Raw genomic sequence first — 19,945 nt, forward strand, 5'->3', positions numbered from 1 at the left:
TCATCCAGGTGAGTCGGGGAACAGGTCACGCAGTCAGACGTGTGTGGACGGTCGAGGTTGCGGCACTGATGGCGCTCGGATTGATTGCGGGAGCGTTGATATCCGGCGCAGGGCAGGCGTCGGCGGTGCCGGTCGCGCCGGCGCTCCCCTTCCCCGTACCGCCGGCGATCCCCGAGTTCGACAAGAGTTTCTACTCGCCACCCGCGCAGACCGTGGCCACCAAGCAGCCCGGCGAACTCATCGCAGCTCGACGGGTCAACCTGGCCGCGCTCTCGATCTTTCCGTTGAACGTCGACAGTTGGCAGTACTCCTTCCGCTCGACCAACACTCGCGGCGAGCCCATCGCCTCCGTCGCCACCGTGCTCAAACCCCGCGGCAAGGCGAAACCCGGTCCGTCCAAGCTGATCTCGTGGCAGTCGGCCGAGGACTCGACGGCGCAGTACTGCGCGCCGTCGTATGCATTGCAGCAGGCCTCGATTCCGGGAACCCTGACCGGCTCGGTCGATTCCACATTTGAACTACTCCAGATCACGTCGCTTGTCGCGGCCGGCTACTCGGTGGTGATCCCCGACCATCAGGGACCCGATTCCGCTTTCGCCGCAGGCCCTCTCGCCGGGCGTATCACCCTTGATGCGATTCGGGGTGCACGGAACTTCACGCCGTTGGGACTAAAGCGCGACCTGCGAGTTGGTTTGATGGGCTACTCCGGTGGTGCGATCGCGACCGGCTGGGCGTCGGAGCTTCACGAGTCCTATGCTCCCGAGCTGCCGATCGTCGGGGCAGCCGAAGGTGGTGTGCCCGCGAACATCCGCGCGCTCGTCGACCTCGCCAACAACAACGCGGCGTCCGGCCTCATCCTCGCCGGCGTGATCGGTGTCAGTCGCGAGTACCCAGAGCTCGCGGCTTTCCTACGCGCACATACCAACCCGCTGGGCAAGGCGCTCATCGAGGGCAAGAATCCGCTGTGCCTCTCCTACCAGGCGGCGCTCGCCCCGTTCCTCAACATCAAGGGATTGATCGATGTCCCCGGCGACCCACTGGACTACCCGGCACCACGAAAAGTGCTGAACGAGTTGAAGATGGGGCGCAACACTCCGACCTTCCCGATGTTCATCTACCAATCGAATCCCGACTGGATAGCCCCGGTCGGTCCGGTCAACACCCTCGTGAAGACCTACTGCGCAACGCCGGGAGCCGACATACAGTACACGCGCGACCACTTCAGCGAGCACATCACGCTGGCCGTCGAGGGCTTCGCTCCTGCAGTCGTCTGGATGGCAGATCGCCTGGACGGCAAGCCCGTTCGACGCGGATGTTCTACGAGCGACCAGGGAACGATGGCACTCAACCCCGACACCTGGCCCGCTTTCGTCAACCTCGTCGGCAACAACCTCGCGGCGCTCGTGGGGCAGCAACTCGGCCGAAACCCGGTGCACCCCTGACCGTCAGCAGCGCGGCGCCGGCCGACCGGCGAACCTGTCGTTGAGGTAGGCCAACGCGTCGCCGGTCCACGGCGCGAGCGCCTCGGCGTGGTCGAGTCCCTGGTACACATGGATCGACGTGGAAAGTCCACGCGCACAGTAGCTTCTGCTCAGCCCGACCACATCGGCGGTGAGCATCACCCCGTCACCTCGACCGTCCTTGTCTCCGACGCCGAGCATCATCGGTGTTCGAGGTGTGCCGAGGGAACCCATCACGTTCGCCTTGATCGCTGCGGGGATACCCGGAACGTCGAGGAGCGAAGGATACTGCGGGAGCAGCAACGACGAATCGGTCAGATTCGGGTACTTGCCGAGGAAGTTGTTGATGCACTCACCACGAATGTCGCCGAGAACCTGAACACCCTTCGGCGACAGGTACTTATCGATACCGATGCCGTACGTCTCGTCGTAGACGCTCATGAGTGCGGGGATCACCGCCGACCACCGCGTGGTCCCGTTCACATAGGCGAGGTTGTGTGCCGGGTTGACCAGCACGCCGCCGGCCGTCGCACCGACCAGGTTCAACTCAGGTGCATACGACGGTGCGATCTCAGCACCGAATCCTGTGGGGATCGAACCACCCGAGTAGCCGTAGAGGCCGACCGGCGTCGAGGCCGGGGCGCGCAGAAACCGTTGTGCCGCACGGATTCCGTCGAGCGCGGCGTGCGCCGACTCCTTTCCGATGGTCCACCGCATGTTGGGACCCTCGTAGTCGGGAACCACCACCGTGTAGCCTGCCGAGACCATCGACGCGATCATCGTGACATCGACCGCACTCGACGATGACTTGCCACCGCGCAGCGTGTACGACGGATCGCACTGGCTGCCGAGCGCGTCGTAGAACTCGTGATACGAGATCATGCGTCGCGGCGTTCCCGGCCTGCTGCCCGGCGGCGAGATGATCGTGGTGACCGTCGACGACGGCGCCCCGAAGGCATCGTTGGTCCGGTACAGCAGTTGTGTGCCCGTCGCGGGCAGGCTCGTGCCGTTCGTGCCGAGCGTCACCACACGCGACGAGATCACCGCGCCGGGCCGCAGCCCACCGATCGGCTCGCTCGGGGTGTAGAACGGGTCGTTCGCAGGCGTAACCGTTGGCGCCGGAGCGGGACTCGCGGCCTGCCCGGTCGACGGGGGTGCCGCCGACGCCGAACCCGCCGAATACCCCGAGTACCCCAGCAGCGACAATGACAACAAAAGCGCGACGACGACCGCTCGTACCAACACCGACCGTCGACTCACATCTACTCTGCGCACCCGCTCAAACTAGAACAGCGCCACCATCCGCGCAGCACGATCCACCAAGACGCCGATCAGACGACGCCCCCGCGGGTCACTTCGATTGCGCGTTGCTCGATATCGGCGTCGGTCGCAGCGGACAGGTCGATCGCAGCTACGCCCAGAATGCGGTCATAGACAGACTTGTCGTGTTCTGCCAACCACTTCGAGAACTGCTCCGCGACGTCGGCCTTGCCCTTCCCGTGCCCGAGGAGAACGAACGAACGGTCTTTCAGATCGAGCTTGATCGATCCGGACAATTCCTTGAAGAAGGCGTCGAGCTCCTTCTCGTCGTCGCGGCCGGTTGCGCGTTCGACGGTCCGCAGGTGACGCGCGACGGACTGCTTGTCGCGCACCTGTTCCGCGGCGTCGGTGACCTTCACCTCGTCGAGGTCGTAGGACAGAATCCGCGCTCCCTTGGCGTCGACGGTGACCACGGCCAGATCTCCCTCACCCTGGTCCTCCGGCTTGGCAGCCAGCAGGTGGCGAGCGAGCTCGATGTCCTCGATCGACACGCGCCCGTCGTGCGGGCGGTGAAAGACTTCGCGATGCCCGTTGAGCGATACCGACAGACGGTCGCCGTGCTCCTGCTCGACCTCGTCCGCGACGTCCTCCCACATGTTGATGAACTGCGTCCACTCGATGTCGCGCGGAGCGGGATGTCCGAGGATCGCGTCGCGTGTCTTGCGGTTGTGAGCGTTCACGTGTGTCAGTTCTCCTGTGCCGCACCGGATGCGGCTGGTTGTTGGGATTCCTTGGTAGCGGACGTATCAGTCGTCGCCGGTTCTGCGGACGGCGCGGGCGCCTCAGCGAGCTCGTCGGCAGGCGTCTGAGCCGCCGCATCCTTCTTCACCGACAGGGTGAGCCTCGGCTCTCCCGCGTCGACGACGACGGTGTCGCCGGGTTCGACCGCACCCTTGAGCACGAGGTTCGACAGCTCGTTGTCGAGCTGCTTCTGAATCAACCTGCGCAGAGGGCGCGCACCGAACTCCGGTTGGTAACCCTCTTCGGCGAGTTGATCTTTCGCGGCGTCGGTCACGTCGAGCCCGATGCTCTGCGACTTGAGCATGCGTCGTGTCCCGTCGAGAGTCAGGTCGACGATCTGGCGTAGTTGCGTCTTGTCGAGTCGATCGAACACGACGGTCTCGTCGATCCGGTTGAGGAACTCGGGACGGAATCGTTGCCGCAGCAGATCCATCACGTCGGGGACCACCTTCTCCACGTCACCGTCGGGTGCGTTGAGGATGAGATCCGAACCGATGTTGCTCGTCATGATCACCAGAGTGTTCTTGAAATCGACTGTGCGACCCTGACCGTCGGTCACCCGGCCGTCGTCGAGCAACTGCAGCAACACGTTGAACACGTCCGGGTGCGCCTTCTCGATCTCGTCGAACAGGATCACCGAATACGGCTGGCGGCGAACCTTGTCGGTGAGCTGACCGGCGTCGTCGTATCCGACATATCCGGGAGGCGCACCGACGAGTCGTGCGACGTTGTGCTTCTCCTGGAACTCGCTCATGTCGAAGCGGATCATCCGGTCCTCGTCGCCGAAGACCGCTGCGGCAAGGGCTTTCGCGAGTTCCGTCTTGCCGACGCCGGTCGGGCCGAGGAAGAGGAACGATCCGATCGGCCGGTTGGGATCGGAGAGTCCAGCCCGCGCCCGGCGCACCGCCTCGGCCACCGCGGTCACCGCCTTGTCCTGGCCGATCACCCTGTCGTGCAGTGTGTTCTCGAGGCCGAGCAACTTCTCGCGCTCCTCGGTGGTCAACTCCGACACCGGGATTCCGGTCTGCCTCGACACCACCTCGGCGATGTCCATGACGGTCACCTCCGGCGTCGGCGACTGACCCGCGGCACCGGCATTCGCGCGCTTCTCGTCGATCTCGGTCTTGAGTTGGTTCGCGCGCTCGTAGTCTTCGTTGGCGACGGCCGATTCCTTCTCGCGTTCGAGGCGAGCGACCTCCTCCTCGAACTCTCGCGTCTCGGGGTCGGGAGTCTTGGTACGCAACCGGACTCGCGCACCCGCCTGGTCGATCACGTCGATCGCTTTGTCGGGCATGAACCTGTCGGTGACGTAGCGGTCGGTCAATTCGGCTGCGGCGACGAGGGATTCCTTCGTGTACCGCACCTGATGGTGTTCTTCGTAGACGTCGGCGAGGCCCTCGAGGATCTGGATCGTGTCGTCCACGGACGGTTCGGAGATCATCACCGGCTGGAAGCGACGTTCGAGCGCCGCATCCTTCTCGATGTACTTGCGGTACTCGTCGATCGTGGTCGCGCCGATGGTGTGCAACTCGCCCCGGGCGAGGGCAGGCTTGAGCATGTTGCCCGCATCCATCGAACCCTCGCCGCCGGATCCGGCGCCGACAATGGTGTGCAGTTCGTCGATGAACAGGACGAGTTCGTCGGAGTGCTCCCGCACCTCGTCGAGCACCTTGGTCAGCCGCTCCTCGAACTCGCCGCGATACTTGGCGCCCGCGACCATCGAACTCATGTCGAGCGCGATCACGCGTCGCCCCGCGAGCGTCGACGGGACGTCGCCGTTGACGATGCGTTGCGCGAGACCTTCGACGATCGCCGTTTTTCCGACGCCGGGATCGCCGATCAGCACCGGGTTGTTCTTCCGACGCCGCGAGAGGATCTCGATGGTCTCCTCGATCTCGTCGTTGCGGCCAACCACGGGGTCGACGTTGCCCTCCCTGGCCTGTTCAGTGAGATCGCGCCCGTACTCGTCGAGTGTCGGGGTGTCCGACTGTGCTGCAGGCTTGGCCTCGGCCTTGCGTCCCTCCTCGATTCCCGCCCCGCCCTTCAACACTCGCGCAGCCGGGATGTCCGACGGCAACATCGCGATACCGAGGAGCACGTGCTCCGGCCCCACGTAGCCGACGTTCGCACGAGCCGCCTGCTGCTGCGCATTGCGCAGCGCCTGCCGCGCCGCGGGACTCAGACCGGGACTCTCGTCGCTGGTGCCGCCGCCGTCGACCGACGAGATCGCCTGCATCTGTGAGGCGACGGTTTCCGGGTCGAGGCCGGTTTGCTCGATGATCGAACGCGACGGCTCGACCTGCGTGGCGCCGTACAGGAGGTGCTCGGGGGTGATCTCGGCGTTGCCCCATTCGACGGCTGCCTGCGCGGCCACCGAGACCAGTCGCTTGGTGTCGTCGCTGAACAATCGGTTGACGTCGACGCGCTGTACCTGCGGACGGGTTCCGCTGCTGCCGAAGAACCTGTTGAAGATGTCGCCGAAGGCGTCGTTGCTGCTGAAAGGGTCGCTACCAAACCATGATTCGGACAAAGCTTCCTCACTTCACTCGGGCGCGACTTCACTGAGCACGAATTCAGGAGGGCACGCGCAGTTTTCGTGTAGCCATGCGGATGTCTCGGCAGCAGCGACGTGGCCGGAGCCGACACAACGGAACTCCCGGGACGTCGATCGCCCGTCCCGGTCACGCGAAGAGGAACCTCTGTTTCGACGTTAGCCGCTATGTCGAAGCTTTGCCACGAGATCTGCAATGCACCCGACACCGCCGCATCTCGATCGCGTCTCGGCGCTCAGACGTCGGCGAGCGCTCGACGCACCGCCGACTGCCAGCCCGCGGCTTCCCGACGCCTGCGCTGCGGGTCCATCGACGGCGTCCACGACGCCGCGACGTGGCGGTTCTCCCGCAGCGAATCGAGATCGTCCCAGTACCCGACGGCCAGTCCCGCGGCGTATGCCGCCCCCAGCGACACCGTCTCGGAGACGAATGGCCTGATGACAGGAACGTCGAGGACGTCGGCGACGTGCTGCATGAGCAGGTTGTTCGCCGTCATCCCACCGTCGACGGCCAGCCGCTGCAGTTGTATCCCAGCGACGTCGCGCATCGCTTCGACGACGTCGGCCGTCTGCCACGCGGTGGCCTCGAGCACCGCGCGGGCGAGATGACCCTTCGTCACATACGACGTCAGCCCGGTCACGATCCCTCGCGCTTCCGAATTCCAGTGCGGCGCATACAGTCCGGAGAAGGCGGGTACCACGTAGCAGCCGCCGTTGTCGTCGACGGTGCGCGCGAGCGTCTCGATCTCCGGCGCGGTATCGATCAGACCGAGTTGGTCTCGGCACCAGTTCACCAACGAGCCCGTCATCGCGATCGGACCCTCGAGTGCGTACACCGGAGCCTCGCCCGGCAGGCTGTAGGCGATGGTGGGCACGAGGCCACGCGCCGACGGGACAATCGACGTTCCCACGTTCATCAGCACGAAAGCGCCTGTGCCATAGGTACATTTGACGTCACCGGGAGCGAAGCACGTCTGGCCGAACAATGCCGACTGCTGATCTCCGAGGGCACTGGCAATCGGCACGCCGGGCAGGACGCGGGCACATTTGGCATACACCTCGCTACTGCCGACGACCCGCGGCATCATCGCCTCGGGGATGTCGAGGAGACGAAGCATTCGTGAACTCCAGTCGCGTCGTCGAAGATCGAGCAACAGGGTGCGACTGGCGTTGGTGACGTCGGTGATGTGGATGCCGCCCTTGGGGCCACCGGTCAGGTTCCAGATGAGCCAGGTCTCCAGCGTCCCGAACAAGACCTCGCCGTGCTGGGCCGACGCTTCCGCGCCGCCGATGTTGTCGAGCAGCCAGCGCAGACGTGGCGCGGCAAAGTAGGTCGCCGGGTCGAGTCCTGTCACGTCGCGGATCTCGCTGGCATGTTCGCCGAGTTGGTCGACCATCGGCCCGGTACGCGTGTCCTGCCAGGTGATCGCGGGGGCGAGCGGGCGGCCGGTACGGCGATCCCAGATGACCGTCGTCTCGCGTTGGTTGGCAACGCCGAGCGCCACGACGTCCGACGGGGTCCGGCCGGCGAGGGCCAGCGCCTTGGGTACGACCTTCTGCACGTTGACCCACAGCTCGTGCGCGTTCTGCTCCACCCAACCGGGCCGCGGGAACGACTGCTTCTGCTCGAGTTGGGCGATCGAGACCATGCGGCCGTGCCTATCGAAGAGCATGCAGCGCGACGACGTCGTGCCGACATCGATCGCGGCGACGACCGAGCCGTCGTTGGCCTTCACGCTCACCGCGCAGCACCCAACTCCCGGTCGATCGACGTCGCGGCCTGTCGCATCTGATCGATCACGACGTTGCGCGGCAGCGTGCCCGACCGGAAGATCGTCGACGGCGGTCCGACGACGACGAGCGCGCCGATCTCACCGGGCCTGCGACCGTGTACGGGGACGGCCGTCGCCGCGCTGCCGCGTTCGTATTCGCCGTGTTCGGTGGCCAGTCCGGTTTGACGCACGGTGGCGATTTCGGTTGCGAGCTCGGTGCGGGAGACGACCGTGTCCGAGGTGAACCTGTCCAGAATCATGTTGCGCAACAACCGATCCCGATTCTGCGAGTACGCAAGAAGTAACTTGCCGCCAGCCGATGCGTGCAGCGGCACGCGCTCGCCGACGCGCATCCGCTGGGGCGAGTCGTCGGGCCTGAAGACGTGATGCACGACGACAGCGGCGTCGGTGTCGAGCACCTCGAGCCAGACCTGCATGTCGAGCATCGCCGCCAGGGTGTCGCACCACCCCATCGCCGCCGACCGCAACACGTTGCCGTCGAGATTCGACGGCGAGCCGTTGTGGTGCACGCCCGTGAGGTAGGAGCCGTCCTCGTCCTGATCGACATAGCCGATATCGAGAAGGGTGCCGAGGATGCCGTGCACCGTCGCCTTCGGTAGGCCCAACTCGGCCGCGATCTCACGGAGCGACAACGACCGCGGACTGCGCTCGAGCAGGTCGAGCGCGGCAGCGGCGCGCTGGATCGACTGGATTGGTCCCGGCACCTTGCCTCCTCCCTGGAGTCCCACTGGTCCTACAACTGGTCCCGTGAGCCTTGTGAACGTGCTCCGTTTGCTCGACTTTACGGCCGCTTACACTCCTCGCGATCAAGAATGGCCGACCTTCGTTCGACATTGTCGAACGACAATCATTGATCTGGGTCACAGTCTCGGCTTACTTTTTCCTCCATCCGGCTGGTACCGACAACACCATCAGGACATCGAGCCGGTCACAAAGGAGTGAAACCATGACGAAGAAAACCCCGCTGGTGGGTGAACTCTCCGCAGAATGCATCGGCACGATGATCCTCATCTTGTTCGGCTGCGGTGTGGTAGCCCAGGTCGTCTGCGGAGGCTTCCCCAAGACGCTCGGTGCGGGCGACCACAACTCGATCGCATTCGCGTGGGGCTTCGGCGTCGCGCTTGCCGTCTATGTCGCGGGTCGCCTCAGCGGCGCGCACCTCAACCCCGCCGTCACCATCGCCCTGGCCGCGTTCAAGGGCTTCGACCGCCGCAAGGTCGCACCGTTCATCGCTGCGCAGATGGTCGGCGCGTTCATCGGAGCCCTGATCGTCCGCTACACCTACGCCGACCAGATCAGGGCGATCGACCCCGACCACACCAAGGCGACTCAGGGAATCTTCTCGACGTCCCCGGGCAGCGGCGTCTCGCTGACCACCGCATTCATCGATCAGATCGTCGGCACCGCGATCCTCGTCGCCGTCATCTTTGCCCTGACCTGCGTGGTCAACAATCCTCCGCTCGGCAACATGGCGCCGCTGATCATCGGCATCCTCGTCGTCGCGATCGGTATGGCATGGGGCACCAACGCCGGCTACGCCATCAACCCTGCCCGTGACTTCGGTCCACGACTTGCGTCGCTGATCACCGGATACGGCGACGCGATGTACTCCGCGAACGGTCCGGAACTCTACTTCTGGATACCGATCGTCGCGCCTATCATCGGTGGACTACTCGGCGGGGCGATCTTCGTCTTCGGCATCGAACGCTTCCTCCCGACAGAGGGCGACGACAGCCAGGAGATCGGTGTTTCCGAACCCACCGAACCCGAGCACATCAGCGCGCGACACTGAACACACTCATCACCTGACACCTGACTTCATCGAGAACGAGAGATACACCCATGCCAGATTTCGTCGGTTCCGTCGACCAGGGAACCACCAGCACCCGATTCATGATCTTCGACCACGCCGGTAACGAGGTCGCCCGCCACCAACTCGAACACGAGCAGATCCTCCCCCGCGCCGGCTGGGTCGAGCACAACCCGGTCGAGATCTGGGAGCGGACATCGGCCGTCATCCAGACTGCACTCGGCAAAGCCGGACTGACCTCGAGCGACCTTGCCGCCCTCGGCATCACCAACCAGCGCGAGACCACCGTCGTCTGGGACCGTCGAACGGGACGCCCGTACTACAACGCGATCGTGTGGCAGGACACCCGCACCGACAAGATCGCCAGCGCACTGGAACGAAACGGACACGGCGACACCATCCGCCACAAGGCGGGACTTCCGCCCGCCACCTACTTCGCAGGCGGCAAGATCCAGTGGATCCTCGAGAACGTGCCGGGCGTCCGTGAGGCAGCAGAAAGTGGCGACGCCATCTTCGGCACCACCGACACCTGGCTCACCTGGCATCTCACCGGCGGCTATCGCGGCGGCGAACACGTCACCGACGTGACCAACGCGAGCCGCACCATGCTGATGAACCTCGAGACCCTCGACTGGGACGACGAACTGCTGTCCCTGTTCAACATTCCGCGCGCGATGCTTCCCGACATCCTGCCGTCGTCGAGCCCCAAGGCCTTCGGTGTCACCGAGTCGACCGGACCGCTCGCAGGCGAGGTTCCCATCACCGGCGTGCTCGGCGACCAGCAGGCGGCGACCGTCGGCCAGGTCTGCTTCGCCCCCGGTGAGGCCAAGAACACCTACGGCACAGGCAATTTCATGTTGCTCAACACCGGCACCGACATCGTGCGGAGCAAGTCGGGATTGTTGACCACCGTCGCCTATCAGCTCGGCGAGGAGAAGCCCGTCTACGCACTCGAGGGCTCGATCGCGGTGACCGGCTCCGCCGTCCAGTGGCTGCGCGATCAGCTCGGAATCATCAGTGGCGCATCACAATCCGAGGCACTTGCCCGCCAGGTCGACGACAACGGCGGCGTCTACTTCGTGCCTGCCTTCTCCGGCTTGTTCGCTCCGTACTGGCGGTCGGATGCGCGCGGCGCGATCGTTGGACTCTCGCGGTTCAACACCAACGCGCACCTCGCGCGTGCCACCCTGGAGTCGATCTGCTACCAGACGCGCGACGTCACCGAGGCGATGACCGCCGATTCCGGTGTGACGCTTGATGTTCTGAAGGTCGACGGCGGCGTCACCGCCAACGAACTGTGTATGCAGATCCAGGCCGATGTGCTCGGCGTTCCGGTCAGCCGACCGGTCGTGGCCGAGACAACGGCACTCGGCGCGGCGTACGCTGCCGGGCTGGCCGTCGGGGTCTGGAAGAACACGGACGAACTACGCGAGAACTGGAATGAAGCCCGACGGTGGGAGCCGGAGTGGGACGAGAACCAGCGCGAAGCCGGTTACAAGCAGTGGCGCAAGGCCGTTGAGCGCACCCTCGACTGGGTCGATGTGGACTGACGATGTCACCGTTGCCCGGCTGCCATTCACCCGCCACGTCGCACATGGTGCGTCGTGTCGCGGTGGATGAGCAGTCGGGCGAGGTTTTCGTCGAGCACGATGTCCGTGATCAGTCCCGCTGCGAAAGCACCTTCTGTCGCAGCGGCTTTCGACTCTCCCGACACCACACAGATACGACGGGGGACGGCCCGGATCACGTCCAGGTCCGGGCCGGACGACCGCTTGTTCAACTCGATCCCCGCGTCGCTGCCGTCGTGTCGGTAGAACACCGTCGCGACGTCGCCGACGACTCGCTCGGAGCGCAGCGACGCAAAGTCGGCGGGCTCGAGGTAGCCGCCGGTGTAGACGTGGCTGGGGACGTCGGCGTCGGGGGCACCGAGCCCGAAGAGCGCGACGTTCATCGTCTGCTGGACGTCGAGGACTCGCTTGGTACTGCGCTCGTGCCACAGCGCGACTTTGGTGTTCGGGTCGTCGAAGAACGCGGGCACCGGGAACTGTTCCACGCGAGCCGAATACGCCGTGGCAAATCTGCGGAGGATCTCGCTGGCGTAGTCGATTCCCGAACTCGTCGGGTTACCCGCACCGTTGAGCTGCACGATCTGCGTGTTCCACAGTTCCTTTGGCACAACATGTCTGCTGACGACGCTGATCGTGGCGCCCCAGGCGATACCGAGCGTCGTATTGGCCTCCAACATCCTGCCCAGCGATCGCGCGGCTTCCTGCCCGACGCGCTCGAGTCGGTCGGCGTCGGACATCTGCGCGGTCGTCGGCACGACCGAGGCGTTCACACCAAAGCGTCGGCCGAACTCGTCGGCAACCTCGCCGGTTCTACCCGCCGGCGCGTGGATCGTGATGTCGACGAGGCCGGTCGCGCGGGCGAAGCTCAGCAGTCGCGACACCGACGACCGGCTCATCCCCAGCTCGCGACCGATGGCTGCCATGTCGAGGTCTTGCATGTAGTACAGATGCGCCGCACGCACTGCGAGCGCACTGCGCTTCGGATCGTCGGCCGCGACTCTTTCCACCCCACACGTTCTACCAGCAAAACCCACCCGTGCACATATGTGCAGAAGTATTGCTCTTATGTGCAGAGACCATCAGGATGGAATCATGACCGAAAACACCACCTCGACCGCACCGCTCCGGCCAAGCGTCGCGACGCTCACCGAGCGCCCGTCGGCACAGGTCCTCATCATCGGTGGCGGCATCAACGGCATCTCCACCTTCCGCGACCTCGCACTGCAGGGCATCGACGTCGTGCTCGTCGAGCGCGACGACTGGGTCAGTGGCGCGTCGTCGGCGTCGAGCCACATGATCCACGGCGGTATCCGCTATCTGGAGAACGGCGAGTTCCGGCTCGTCCGTGAGTCGGTGCACGAGCGCAACGGCCTGCTCGAGATCGCACCCCACTACGTGAAGCCCCTCGAGACCACCGTCCCCATCTTCTCGACGTTCAGCGGAATCCTGAACGCGCCGAGGCGTTTTCTCACGCACAACACCGGCAAGCCCAACGAGCGCGGCGCGGCGTTGATCAAGGCCGGACTGGTCATGTACGACGCCTTCTCCGGCGCCGGTAAGCGCCGGGTGCCACGTCACAAGTTCCGCGCAGGCGACAAGGCTCGCGCCGACATGCCCCGACTTAACTCCGGCATTCGTTATACCGCAACCTATTTCGACGCCTCAGTGCACGATCCCGAGCGTCTAGCACTCGACGTCCTCAAGGATGGCCTGGCCACCGGCCCGCACGCCCGTGCGACCAACCACGTCGAAGCCATCGCGATTCGCGACGGCGAGGTGGTGCTCGCCGATCGTGTCAGCGGTGAACAGTTCACCGTGTCTGCCGAGGTCATCGTGAACGCGAGTGGTCCGTGGACCGACCTCACCAACGACGCGCTCGGCGGCGACACCCGGTACATGGGCGGCACCAAGGGATCTCACATCGTTCTCGATCACCCCGACCTCGTCGAGGCCACTCGTGGGCGCGAGATCTTCTTCGAGCACTCCGACGGTCGCATCGTGCTGATCTACCCGCTCAAGGACCGAGTCCTGGTGGGCACCACCGACATCGACGCAGACCCGAGCACGCCGACGCGGTGCACCGACGACGAGATCGACTACTTCTTCGATCTCATCAAGCATGTGTTCCCGGATATCGCCGTCTCCCGCGATGACATCGTGTACTCGTTCTCCGGCATCCGCCCGCTGCCCCGCCACGACGACACGACGCCGGGCTTCGTCTCGCGCGACTACAACGTCGAACGTACTGAGCTGCCCGGGGTTTCGGTTCCGGTGCTCAGCTTGGTCGGCGGTAAGTGGACCACGTTCCGCGCCCTCGGCGAGCAGTTGTCGGATCGCATCATGGAGCTGCTCGGCGCTGCCCGACAGGTCTCGACCGTCGGACTGCCCATCGGCGGCGGCCGCGACTACCCGACCACCGACGCGCAGCGTCGAGCATGGGTCGCTAGCCGACGCGGCGACGTACCCGCCGACCGCGCCGATGAGCTGCTCACCCGCTACGGCACCCGCGCCAGCGAGGTCATCGCAGCGATCACCACCGGCCCCGACGCCCCGCTGCCCGCCAGCGGACTCTCGACCGCCGAGCTGCGCTACATGATCGAGACCGAGCAGGCCGTGCACATCAGCGACATCCTGCTGCGCAGAACCGATCTGGCCTTCGTCGGCGGAGTGACCGCAGCCGTACTCACCGAGCTCGGCGACGCCATGGCCGAGATCCTCGGCTGGGACGGCCAGCAGCGCGCCGCCGAAATCGAGGCCGCCGTCGAGAATCTCAACGACGCCCACCGCGTGCAGGTGACCGCCAGCACGGCCAGCGTCTGAGCGCTGGGTGATCTCGACAAGCTCGATCAGCGGTGGTCAGCCCGATCAGCGGTGAGCAGCTCGATCAGCGGTGGTGCCCCTCCGCTGGTTGAGCGGGCGTGCCCCCCGCTGGTTGAGCGGGCGTGAGCGCAGCGAACACCCGAGTCGAAACCACACCCAGCGCAGCGAGCGATCTCGACAAGCTCGATCAGCGGTGGTTGGCCCCTCCGCTGGTTGAGCGGGCGTGAGCGCAGCGAACACCCAAGTCGAAACCACCCCCACCGCGGCAGGTGATCTCGACAAGCTCGATCAGCGGTAGTCAGCCCGATCAGCGGTGGCCAACCCGATCAGCGGTGCTGGCCCTCGCTGGTTGAGCGGGCGTGAGCGCAGCGAACACCCGAGTCGAAACCACTCGCCGCGGCAGGTGATCTCGACAAGCTCGATCAGCGGGTTGGCTCGATCAGCGGCGTGCCCCCCGCTGGTTGAGCGGGCGTGAGCGCAGCGAACACCCGAGTCGAAACCACTCCCGAGTCACACCGCGGACTCCGTCGCCTCGACGGCAGACGACGTCGCGACGACGATCGCTCCGCTCACCGCGGCGGCGAACGCGATCAGCGTCGGCACCGCCCAGCCGGGACGGGTGCTGTCGCCGAGCAGAGCAATTCCCAGCGCGCTGGGGACCACCGTCTCGCCGACCACGATCGACGCCGCCGCGGCGCTGACCGCCCCGGTCTGCAGCGCGACGGTGAACAGATAGAACCCGCCCACCCCGCAGATCGCCACCGCGTACGCGGCCGGGTCCGTGAGGATCGCGCCGACGTCGAACGGGTCGACGCCGTCGAGAATTCTGATCGCCACGGCCATCAGACCGAACAGCGCACCGCCGCCGAGTCCCGCGACAACGGCGACTCCCCTCGGAATCACTCTGGTCACGGCGGTGACCGCCACGAAGAGCCCGACACCCACCCCGAGCAGTGCCCAGTGCAGCCAATTGTGGTCGCGGTGGCCCTCCTCGCCCGCACCGATACCGAGCACGACGAGCGCGATCACCACGACGGCCACCGCGGTCCACTCTCGACGACTGAGCCGAGCGTCGAGGACCAACGTCGCCAACACCGCGGTGACAACCAGGTTCGCACTCACGATGGGTTGCGCGAGGAAGAGCGGAATGAGCCTGTCCGCAACCAGGTTTCCCGCGAAGCCGATCCCGTCGAGCGCCAGCCCGAGCAGGAATGACACCGTGAGCATGGCGGTGACCGTCGAACGCAACGACGGCGCGGCCCCGACCGTGCCATCCTCGACGCTCTGCGCACCTCGCGCCTGCAGCACCGACGCCGTGCCGTACGCCAACGCCGCGAGAATCGCGGCAACGATGCCGATGACCATGCGGTTCAGTATTCATCATCCGCGTGGCGAGAACGCGACGTCACGGCAACGCGACAGCCGAACGTATCAGCTGCCGTGCCCGTAGCCGGCCGGGAGGTTGACCGACTCGGCCTTCTCGACGGCCGTCACAGCGCCCGACGATGCCAGGATCACGCCGCCGACGACAGCGGCCACGAACGCGACGATCGCGGCAGGCCCCCACCCGGAGCGCGTGACGTCGCCGAGAAAGATGATGCCAACGGCACCCGGAAGCACCGTTTGTCCGACGACGAGTGCCGCGGCCGCGCCGTTGACCGACCCCGTCTGCAGCGCAACCGTGAACAGATAAAAGCCGCCGATGCCACTGATGAGGAGCGCATAGAGCGCGGGATCGGTGAACAGCACTCCCGGCTGCAACGGTGAAACACCCGTCAGCACACGGGAAGCCACGGCCATGACCCCGAAGATCGCGCCCGCGATGAGTCCCGCGAATGCCGCGATTCGGCGCTTGAGCACTCGAGCTCCCACGATGCCGATCACGATCAGCAACGGTCCGGCGACGAGCGTCGCCCAGCCCATCCAGGCGTCGTAGTCGGAGCCCTCGCGCCCGGCAGATATCGCGAGCAGGATCAGCGAGAGGATGACCACCGCCCCCGAAACCCATTCTCTCCAGGTGAGACTCACCTTCAGCACGATCGCGGCGAGTACCGCGGTCGCGACCATGCGCGCAGAGATAATGGTCTGCGAGAGGAACAGCGGGATCAGTCGCGCGGACACGATCGTCGCGATGAAACCGACGATGTCAAACGCGAACCCGATGAGGAACGGCACTGTCAGCATCGTCGCAGCGGTGGAGCGCAGCGTCGGATGTGGTGTGTTCGAACGCAATTCGGTCCTGTGCTGAGCACGCTGCGCCACCCGCTCCGCGCCGAGCGCCTGTAAGACAGATGCCGCCGCGAACGAGAGCGCGCCGATCACCGCGACGATGATTCCGAATGTCATTGCGACACCAGCACACACCGCGAACAGGTCGCCGTCACACCACGCGTCATGCGGCGCTACTGAGTCTTGGCGTTGGGCTTGAGTACGTCGGTACCGACGAACCGCGCGAGTTCTTCGGGCAACACAACCGAACCGTCGGCCTGCTGATGGTTCTCCAGGATCGCGACGAGCCACCGCGTGGTGGCGAGCGTTCCGTTCAAGGTCGCGGCGACCTGCGGCTTACCCGACTCGTCGCGGTACCGGATAGAAAGGCGACGCGCCTGGAACGTCGTGCAATTCGACGTCGAGGTCAGCTCGCGGTACGTCTGCTGGGTGGGAACCCATGCCTCACAGTCGAATTTGCGCGCGGCTGACGACCCGAGGTCGCCTCCGGCAACGTCGATGACCCGATACGGGACGTCGATCGCGGCGAGCATCTCCTTCTCCCAGCCGAGGAGCTTCTGGTGTTCGGCCGCGGCGTCTTCGGGCTTGCAGTAGACGAAGCCCTCGACCTTGTCGAACTGGTGCACGCGGATGATGCCGCGTGTGTCCTTGCCGTAGCTACCCGCTTCGCGTCGGAAGCACGTCGACCATCCGGCGTAGCGCTTCGGGCCGTCGGAGAGGTCGATGATCTCGTCCATGTGGTAGCCGGCGAGCGGCACCTCCGACGTTCCGACGAGGTAGAGATCGTCGTCCTTGTCGAGGTGGTAGACCTCGTCGGCGTGTGCGCCGAGGAAGCCGGTTCCGCCCATCACTTCCGGCCGGACCAGCACCGGCGGGATCATCAGCGTGAACCCGTTGGCCGTGGCCTTCTGCGCAGCCATCGTGAGCAGTCCGAGCTGCAGCATCGCGCCCTGACCGGTCAGGAAGTAGAACCGCGAGCCGGAGACCTTCGCGCCGCGCTCCATGTCGATGAGGCCGAGTGACTCACCGAGTTCGAGGTGGTCCTTGGGATTCTCGATCTCGCGCGGCTGACCGACGTGCTCGAGAACGACGTAGTCGTCCTCGCCTCCGGGGGGCGCACCCTCGACGATGTTGGAGATCGCGCGCTGCGCGTTCGACGCGGCCTCGTCGGCCTCGTTCTGCCGCGCGACAGCAGCCTTGACCTGATCGGCGAGCTCTTTGCCCTTGGCCAGCAGCGCTGCCTTCTCGTCGCCGGATGCTTTGCCGACCTGCTTACCGAGAGCCTTCTGCTCGGAGCGCAGCGAGTCGGCTTCGACGATGGCTGATCGACGCGTCGAGTCGGCGTCGAGTAGAACGTCGACGAGGCCGGGGTCTTCTCCGCGCACGCGCTGCGAGGCGCGGACGAGGTTGGGGTCGTCGCGGACGATTTTGAGGTCGATCACGCCTGTCAACGATACTGGAGCGCCCGGCGGGCGGATCGGCGGACGTTGCCGCGGTTACTGCCAGTGCTCGCGGTAGTCGGCTCGGCCGAACATCGACGCCGCGTCGTCGGCGCTCGGGGTTCCCGCGAAAGGGTCGGCTCCGGCCTTCACCAATGCCGCGACGACGTCGTCGAATCCCTTGAACACGGCACCAGCGAGCGGTGTCTGGCCCTTGTCGTTGGCGAGGTCGACGTCGGCGCCGCGCTCGGTGAGAGCCGTCACCGCCTCGACGTTGCCGTGGTACGCGGCGAGCATCAGCAACGAGTCGCCCGACTGATTGCGCAGGTCAACGGGCACGCCGGCGTCGAGGTAGGCGGCGAGGGATGGGGCGTCGCCCGAGCGGGCCATGTCGAAGAGTCGTCCGGCCAATTCCTGGACGTCGGCACTCGGTTCGGGGTCTTCTGCGCTCACCCGTCCGAGTCTAAGCACAGGTATCGGCGCACCCGGACGCTCGGAAAGTGCATGATGGATGCCGATGAACGACGATCCCGACAAGGTGTCCGACGACGAGACGCCCGACCCCTCGGCGACCGACCACGTCGAACCGGTCACCGAGCAGTTCGAGCCGGTCACCGAAGAGTTCGAGCCCATCGGTGCAGAAGAGGGCGTTGAGGCTGGGGCGGAAGAGAGCGACGAGCCGGAGACCGAGCGACCCGTCGTCGATGACGAAGCAGCCACCGCAGAACCGGCGCGTCGACGCGGGGTGAGTGGAGTACTCGCCGCGAATCCGATGCGGGTGGTGCTGGCGGCGATCGTGATCGGTGCGATCGTCGCGGGTGGCATCGCGTTTGCTCTCGGCTCGTTCACCGACAACGGGAACGTCGGAAGCACCGACATCGGCGAGAACGAACGTTTGACACAGAACGCGTTCACGCGATCGGTCGCCGGCGACTGCCTCGACTGGCCCGACGGGCAGCCCGGCCAGCCGTCGAAGGTCGCGTGCGATCAGTTGCATCGCTTCGAGGTGGCGGGTCCGCTCAACACCGCGCTTCTTCCCGGATCGGAATTCGGCGACTCCGCGGCGTGGCCTGGGGCCGAGCGATTCGCCGCGATTCGCGACGAGCAGTGCCCGGTCATCGTCGACGACTATTTGCAGGGCAAGCTCGACCCGCAGGGGCGCTTCTCCGTCGGGATGATGTATCCCTCACAGGCGCAGTGGGACAAGGGTGCTCGCGAACTGCGCTGCGGATTGCAACAGACGGGCAAGGGCGGCCAGCCAGACCAGGTGGCGGGACGCGTCATCGACAACGACCAATCGTTCTCGTGGCCACCCGGCACATGCATCGGTATCGATCAGCAGACTCGACGCCCCACGGTGCCCGCCACCGTCGTCGGCTGCAGTGAACCGCACGCGTTCCAGACGACCGGCATCGTCGACCTTTCTGCGCGCTTCGGAAATCGGACGTCGGGTAAGCCGTGGCCGCAGATCGATGACCAGAACAAGTTCTTGGCCGGGATCTGCCCGGCGCAGGCGCAGCGATTCCTCGGCGGCAAGGAGAAGCTCGACGCCACCACACTCAACACTCAGTGGTCCGTCATCAGCGAGCCGAGCTGGCTCGCGGGCAGCCGCAAGGTGGTCTGCTACATCGGGCTACCCGATCGCGGTGGATTCGCGACGCTCGTCGGCGACGCGCGACAGACACTCCTGATCAACGGCAAGCTCCCGGCACCGCCCCCGCAGGCGCCACCCGGCCGCGTGCTGCCCACGCCCGTCCCACTACCGCCCGGCATCCAACCGAACCCCGAAGAGGTCCCCGCTCCGGCGGGCTGATCAGGAGTACACCCATGCCCGTCGCCATGTCCGACGACGAGTTCGAGGGCCTGGTGTCCGATGCACTCGACACCATCCCGAAGGAACTGACCGACGCCATCGACAACGTGGTGATCCTCGTCGAGCCGAACAACCCCGAGTCGCCGCACATCCTCGGGCTGTACTCGGGCGTCGCACTCACCAGCCGCGACCACGACTACGGCGGCTTCTTACCCGACACCATCACCATCTACCGCGAGCCGATCCTCTGGATGTGCCACACCCGCGAGCAGGTCGTCCACGAGGTCGCCGTCACGGTCATCCACGAGATCGCCCACCACTTCGGCATCGACGACGCCTGGCTCCACGCGCACGGCTGGGGCTGAGGGGCGGGGCTTCGGGGCTGTCTCTTATACACATCT

At 65.7% G+C, this 19,945-nt stretch carries 16 protein-coding genes; 6 read left to right on the forward strand and 10 right to left on the reverse strand.

What is annotated here, in order from left to right:
* The first annotated feature begins 68 nt into the window (after nt 1-68).
* Nucleotides 69-1,442 (forward strand): lipase family protein, encoded by a 1,374-nt coding sequence (locus tag A5785_RS04445; RefSeq protein WP_231894230.1) that lies wholly within the window; start codon nt 69-71, stop codon nt 1,440-1,442.
* Nucleotides 1,443-1,445: 3 nt separating this feature from the next.
* Here the strand turns inward: A5785_RS04445 and A5785_RS04450 are convergent, their stop codons facing one another.
* The 5 genes from A5785_RS04450 to A5785_RS04470 all read right to left on the reverse strand — a co-directional run bounded on the left by A5785_RS04450 (nt 1,446) and on the right by A5785_RS04470 (nt 8,569).
* The gene (locus A5785_RS04450) at nt 1,446-2,735 is read right to left on the reverse strand and encodes a lipase family protein (protein WP_420841308.1); all 1,290 of its coding nucleotides are present in this window, start codon (nt 2,733-2,735) and stop codon (nt 1,446-1,448) included.
* A gap of 56 nt (nt 2,736-2,791) precedes the next feature.
* Nucleotides 2,792-3,460 (reverse strand): hypothetical protein, encoded by a 669-nt coding sequence (locus tag A5785_RS04455; RefSeq protein ID WP_049700208.1) that lies wholly within the window; start codon nt 3,458-3,460, stop codon nt 2,792-2,794.
* Nucleotides 3,461-3,465: 5 nt separating this feature from the next.
* Nucleotides 3,466-6,051, reverse strand: coding sequence for an ATP-dependent Clp protease ATP-binding subunit (locus A5785_RS04460; protein ID WP_049700209.1), 2,586 nt, complete (start codon nt 6,049-6,051; stop codon nt 3,466-3,468).
* 257 nt (nt 6,052-6,308) lie between these two features.
* Nucleotides 6,309-7,814: a glycerol kinase GlpK gene (glpK, locus tag A5785_RS04465; RefSeq protein ID WP_082938011.1), complete on the reverse strand. Its 1,506-nt coding sequence runs from the start codon at nt 7,812-7,814 to the stop codon at nt 6,309-6,311.
* Complete coding sequence (locus tag A5785_RS04470; RefSeq protein ID WP_049700311.1) at nt 7,811-8,569, reverse strand: IclR family transcriptional regulator; 759 nt, start codon at nt 8,567-8,569, stop codon at nt 7,811-7,813. Before A5785_RS04470 ends, glpK (A5785_RS04465) begins: the two co-directional genes overlap by 4 nt.
* A 242-nt stretch (nt 8,570-8,811) precedes the next feature.
* On the opposite strand from A5785_RS04470, the gene A5785_RS04475 reads away from it, so the two are divergent.
* Complete coding sequence (locus A5785_RS04475; RefSeq protein WP_049700210.1) at nt 8,812-9,657, forward strand: MIP/aquaporin family protein; 846 nt, start codon at nt 8,812-8,814, stop codon at nt 9,655-9,657.
* A gap of 50 nt (nt 9,658-9,707) precedes the next feature.
* On the forward strand, nt 9,708-11,225 hold the full coding sequence (glpK, locus tag A5785_RS04480) for a glycerol kinase GlpK (RefSeq protein ID WP_049700211.1): 1,518 nt from the start codon (nt 9,708-9,710) through the stop codon (nt 11,223-11,225).
* A gap of 26 nt (nt 11,226-11,251) precedes the next feature.
* On the opposite strand, the gene A5785_RS04485 is transcribed toward glpK (A5785_RS04480), so the two are convergent.
* Nucleotides 11,252-12,250: a sugar-binding transcriptional regulator gene (locus A5785_RS04485; protein WP_049700212.1), complete on the reverse strand. Its 999-nt coding sequence runs from the start codon at nt 12,248-12,250 to the stop codon at nt 11,252-11,254.
* 85 nt (nt 12,251-12,335) lie between these two features.
* Here A5785_RS04485 and A5785_RS04490 point away from each other — a divergent pair, with 85 nt between their 5' ends.
* Nucleotides 12,336-14,063 carry a glycerol-3-phosphate dehydrogenase/oxidase gene (locus A5785_RS04490; protein ID WP_049700213.1) on the forward strand — a complete coding sequence of 576 codons (1,728 nt, stop codon included), beginning with the start codon at nt 12,336-12,338 and terminating at the stop codon, nt 14,061-14,063.
* 510 nt (nt 14,064-14,573) lie between these two features.
* Here A5785_RS04490 and A5785_RS04495 read toward each other — a convergent pair.
* From A5785_RS04495 to A5785_RS04510, 4 genes are all read right to left on the reverse strand, one after another.
* Complete coding sequence (locus A5785_RS04495) at nt 14,574-15,428, reverse strand: DMT family transporter (RefSeq protein ID WP_064864708.1); 855 nt, start codon at nt 15,426-15,428, stop codon at nt 14,574-14,576.
* A gap of 66 nt (nt 15,429-15,494) precedes the next feature.
* Nucleotides 15,495-16,409, reverse strand: coding sequence for a hypothetical protein (locus A5785_RS04500; protein WP_064864710.1), 915 nt, complete (start codon nt 16,407-16,409; stop codon nt 15,495-15,497).
* Between the two features lie 56 nt (nt 16,410-16,465).
* The gene (gene serS / locus A5785_RS04505) at nt 16,466-17,734 is read right to left on the reverse strand and encodes a serine--tRNA ligase (RefSeq protein WP_064864712.1); all 1,269 of its coding nucleotides are present in this window, start codon (nt 17,732-17,734) and stop codon (nt 16,466-16,468) included.
* 54 nt (nt 17,735-17,788) lie between these two features.
* Nucleotides 17,789-18,184 (reverse strand): ankyrin repeat domain-containing protein, encoded by a 396-nt coding sequence (locus A5785_RS04510; RefSeq protein WP_049700217.1) that lies wholly within the window; start codon nt 18,182-18,184, stop codon nt 17,789-17,791.
* A gap of 58 nt (nt 18,185-18,242) precedes the next feature.
* On the opposite strand from A5785_RS04510, the gene A5785_RS04515 reads away from it, so the two are divergent.
* Together A5785_RS04515 and A5785_RS04520 are read left to right on the forward strand one after the other, a co-directional pair.
* Entirely contained in the window at nt 18,243-19,544 is a 1,302-nt protein-coding gene (locus A5785_RS04515) for a septum formation family protein (RefSeq protein ID WP_420841309.1), read from the forward strand.
* 14 nt (nt 19,545-19,558) lie between these two features.
* Nucleotides 19,559-19,909 carry a metallopeptidase family protein gene (locus tag A5785_RS04520; RefSeq protein WP_049700218.1) on the forward strand — a complete coding sequence of 117 codons (351 nt, stop codon included), beginning with the start codon at nt 19,559-19,561 and terminating at the stop codon, nt 19,907-19,909.
* Nucleotides 19,910-19,945 lie beyond the last annotated feature (36 nt).

It is taken from the genome of Gordonia sp. 852002-50395_SCH5434458 (assembly GCF_001665905.1).
GTDB lineage: Bacteria > Actinomycetota > Actinomycetes > Mycobacteriales > Mycobacteriaceae > Gordonia > Gordonia jacobaea.

Coding starts and splice junctions, on each gene's coding strand:
- A5785_RS04515 (WP_420841309.1), top strand. CDS start 18,243: ATGCCGATGAACGACGATCCCGACAAGGTGTCCGACGACGAGACGCCC.
- A5785_RS04500 (WP_064864710.1), bottom strand. CDS start 16,409: ATGACATTCGGAATCATCGTCGCGGTGATCGGCGCGCTCTCGTTCGCG.
- A5785_RS04445 (WP_231894230.1), top strand. CDS start 69: ATGGCGCTCGGATTGATTGCGGGAGCGTTGATATCCGGCGCAGGGCAG.
- A5785_RS04495 (WP_064864708.1), bottom strand. CDS start 15,428: ATGGTCATCGGCATCGTTGCCGCGATTCTCGCGGCGTTGGCGTACGGC.
- A5785_RS04475 (WP_049700210.1), top strand. CDS start 8,812: ATGACGAAGAAAACCCCGCTGGTGGGTGAACTCTCCGCAGAATGCATC.
- glpK (WP_049700211.1), top strand. CDS start 9,708: ATGCCAGATTTCGTCGGTTCCGTCGACCAGGGAACCACCAGCACCCGA.
- A5785_RS04520 (WP_049700218.1), top strand. CDS start 19,559: ATGCCCGTCGCCATGTCCGACGACGAGTTCGAGGGCCTGGTGTCCGAT.
- A5785_RS04490 (WP_049700213.1), top strand. CDS start 12,336: ATGACCGAAAACACCACCTCGACCGCACCGCTCCGGCCAAGCGTCGCG.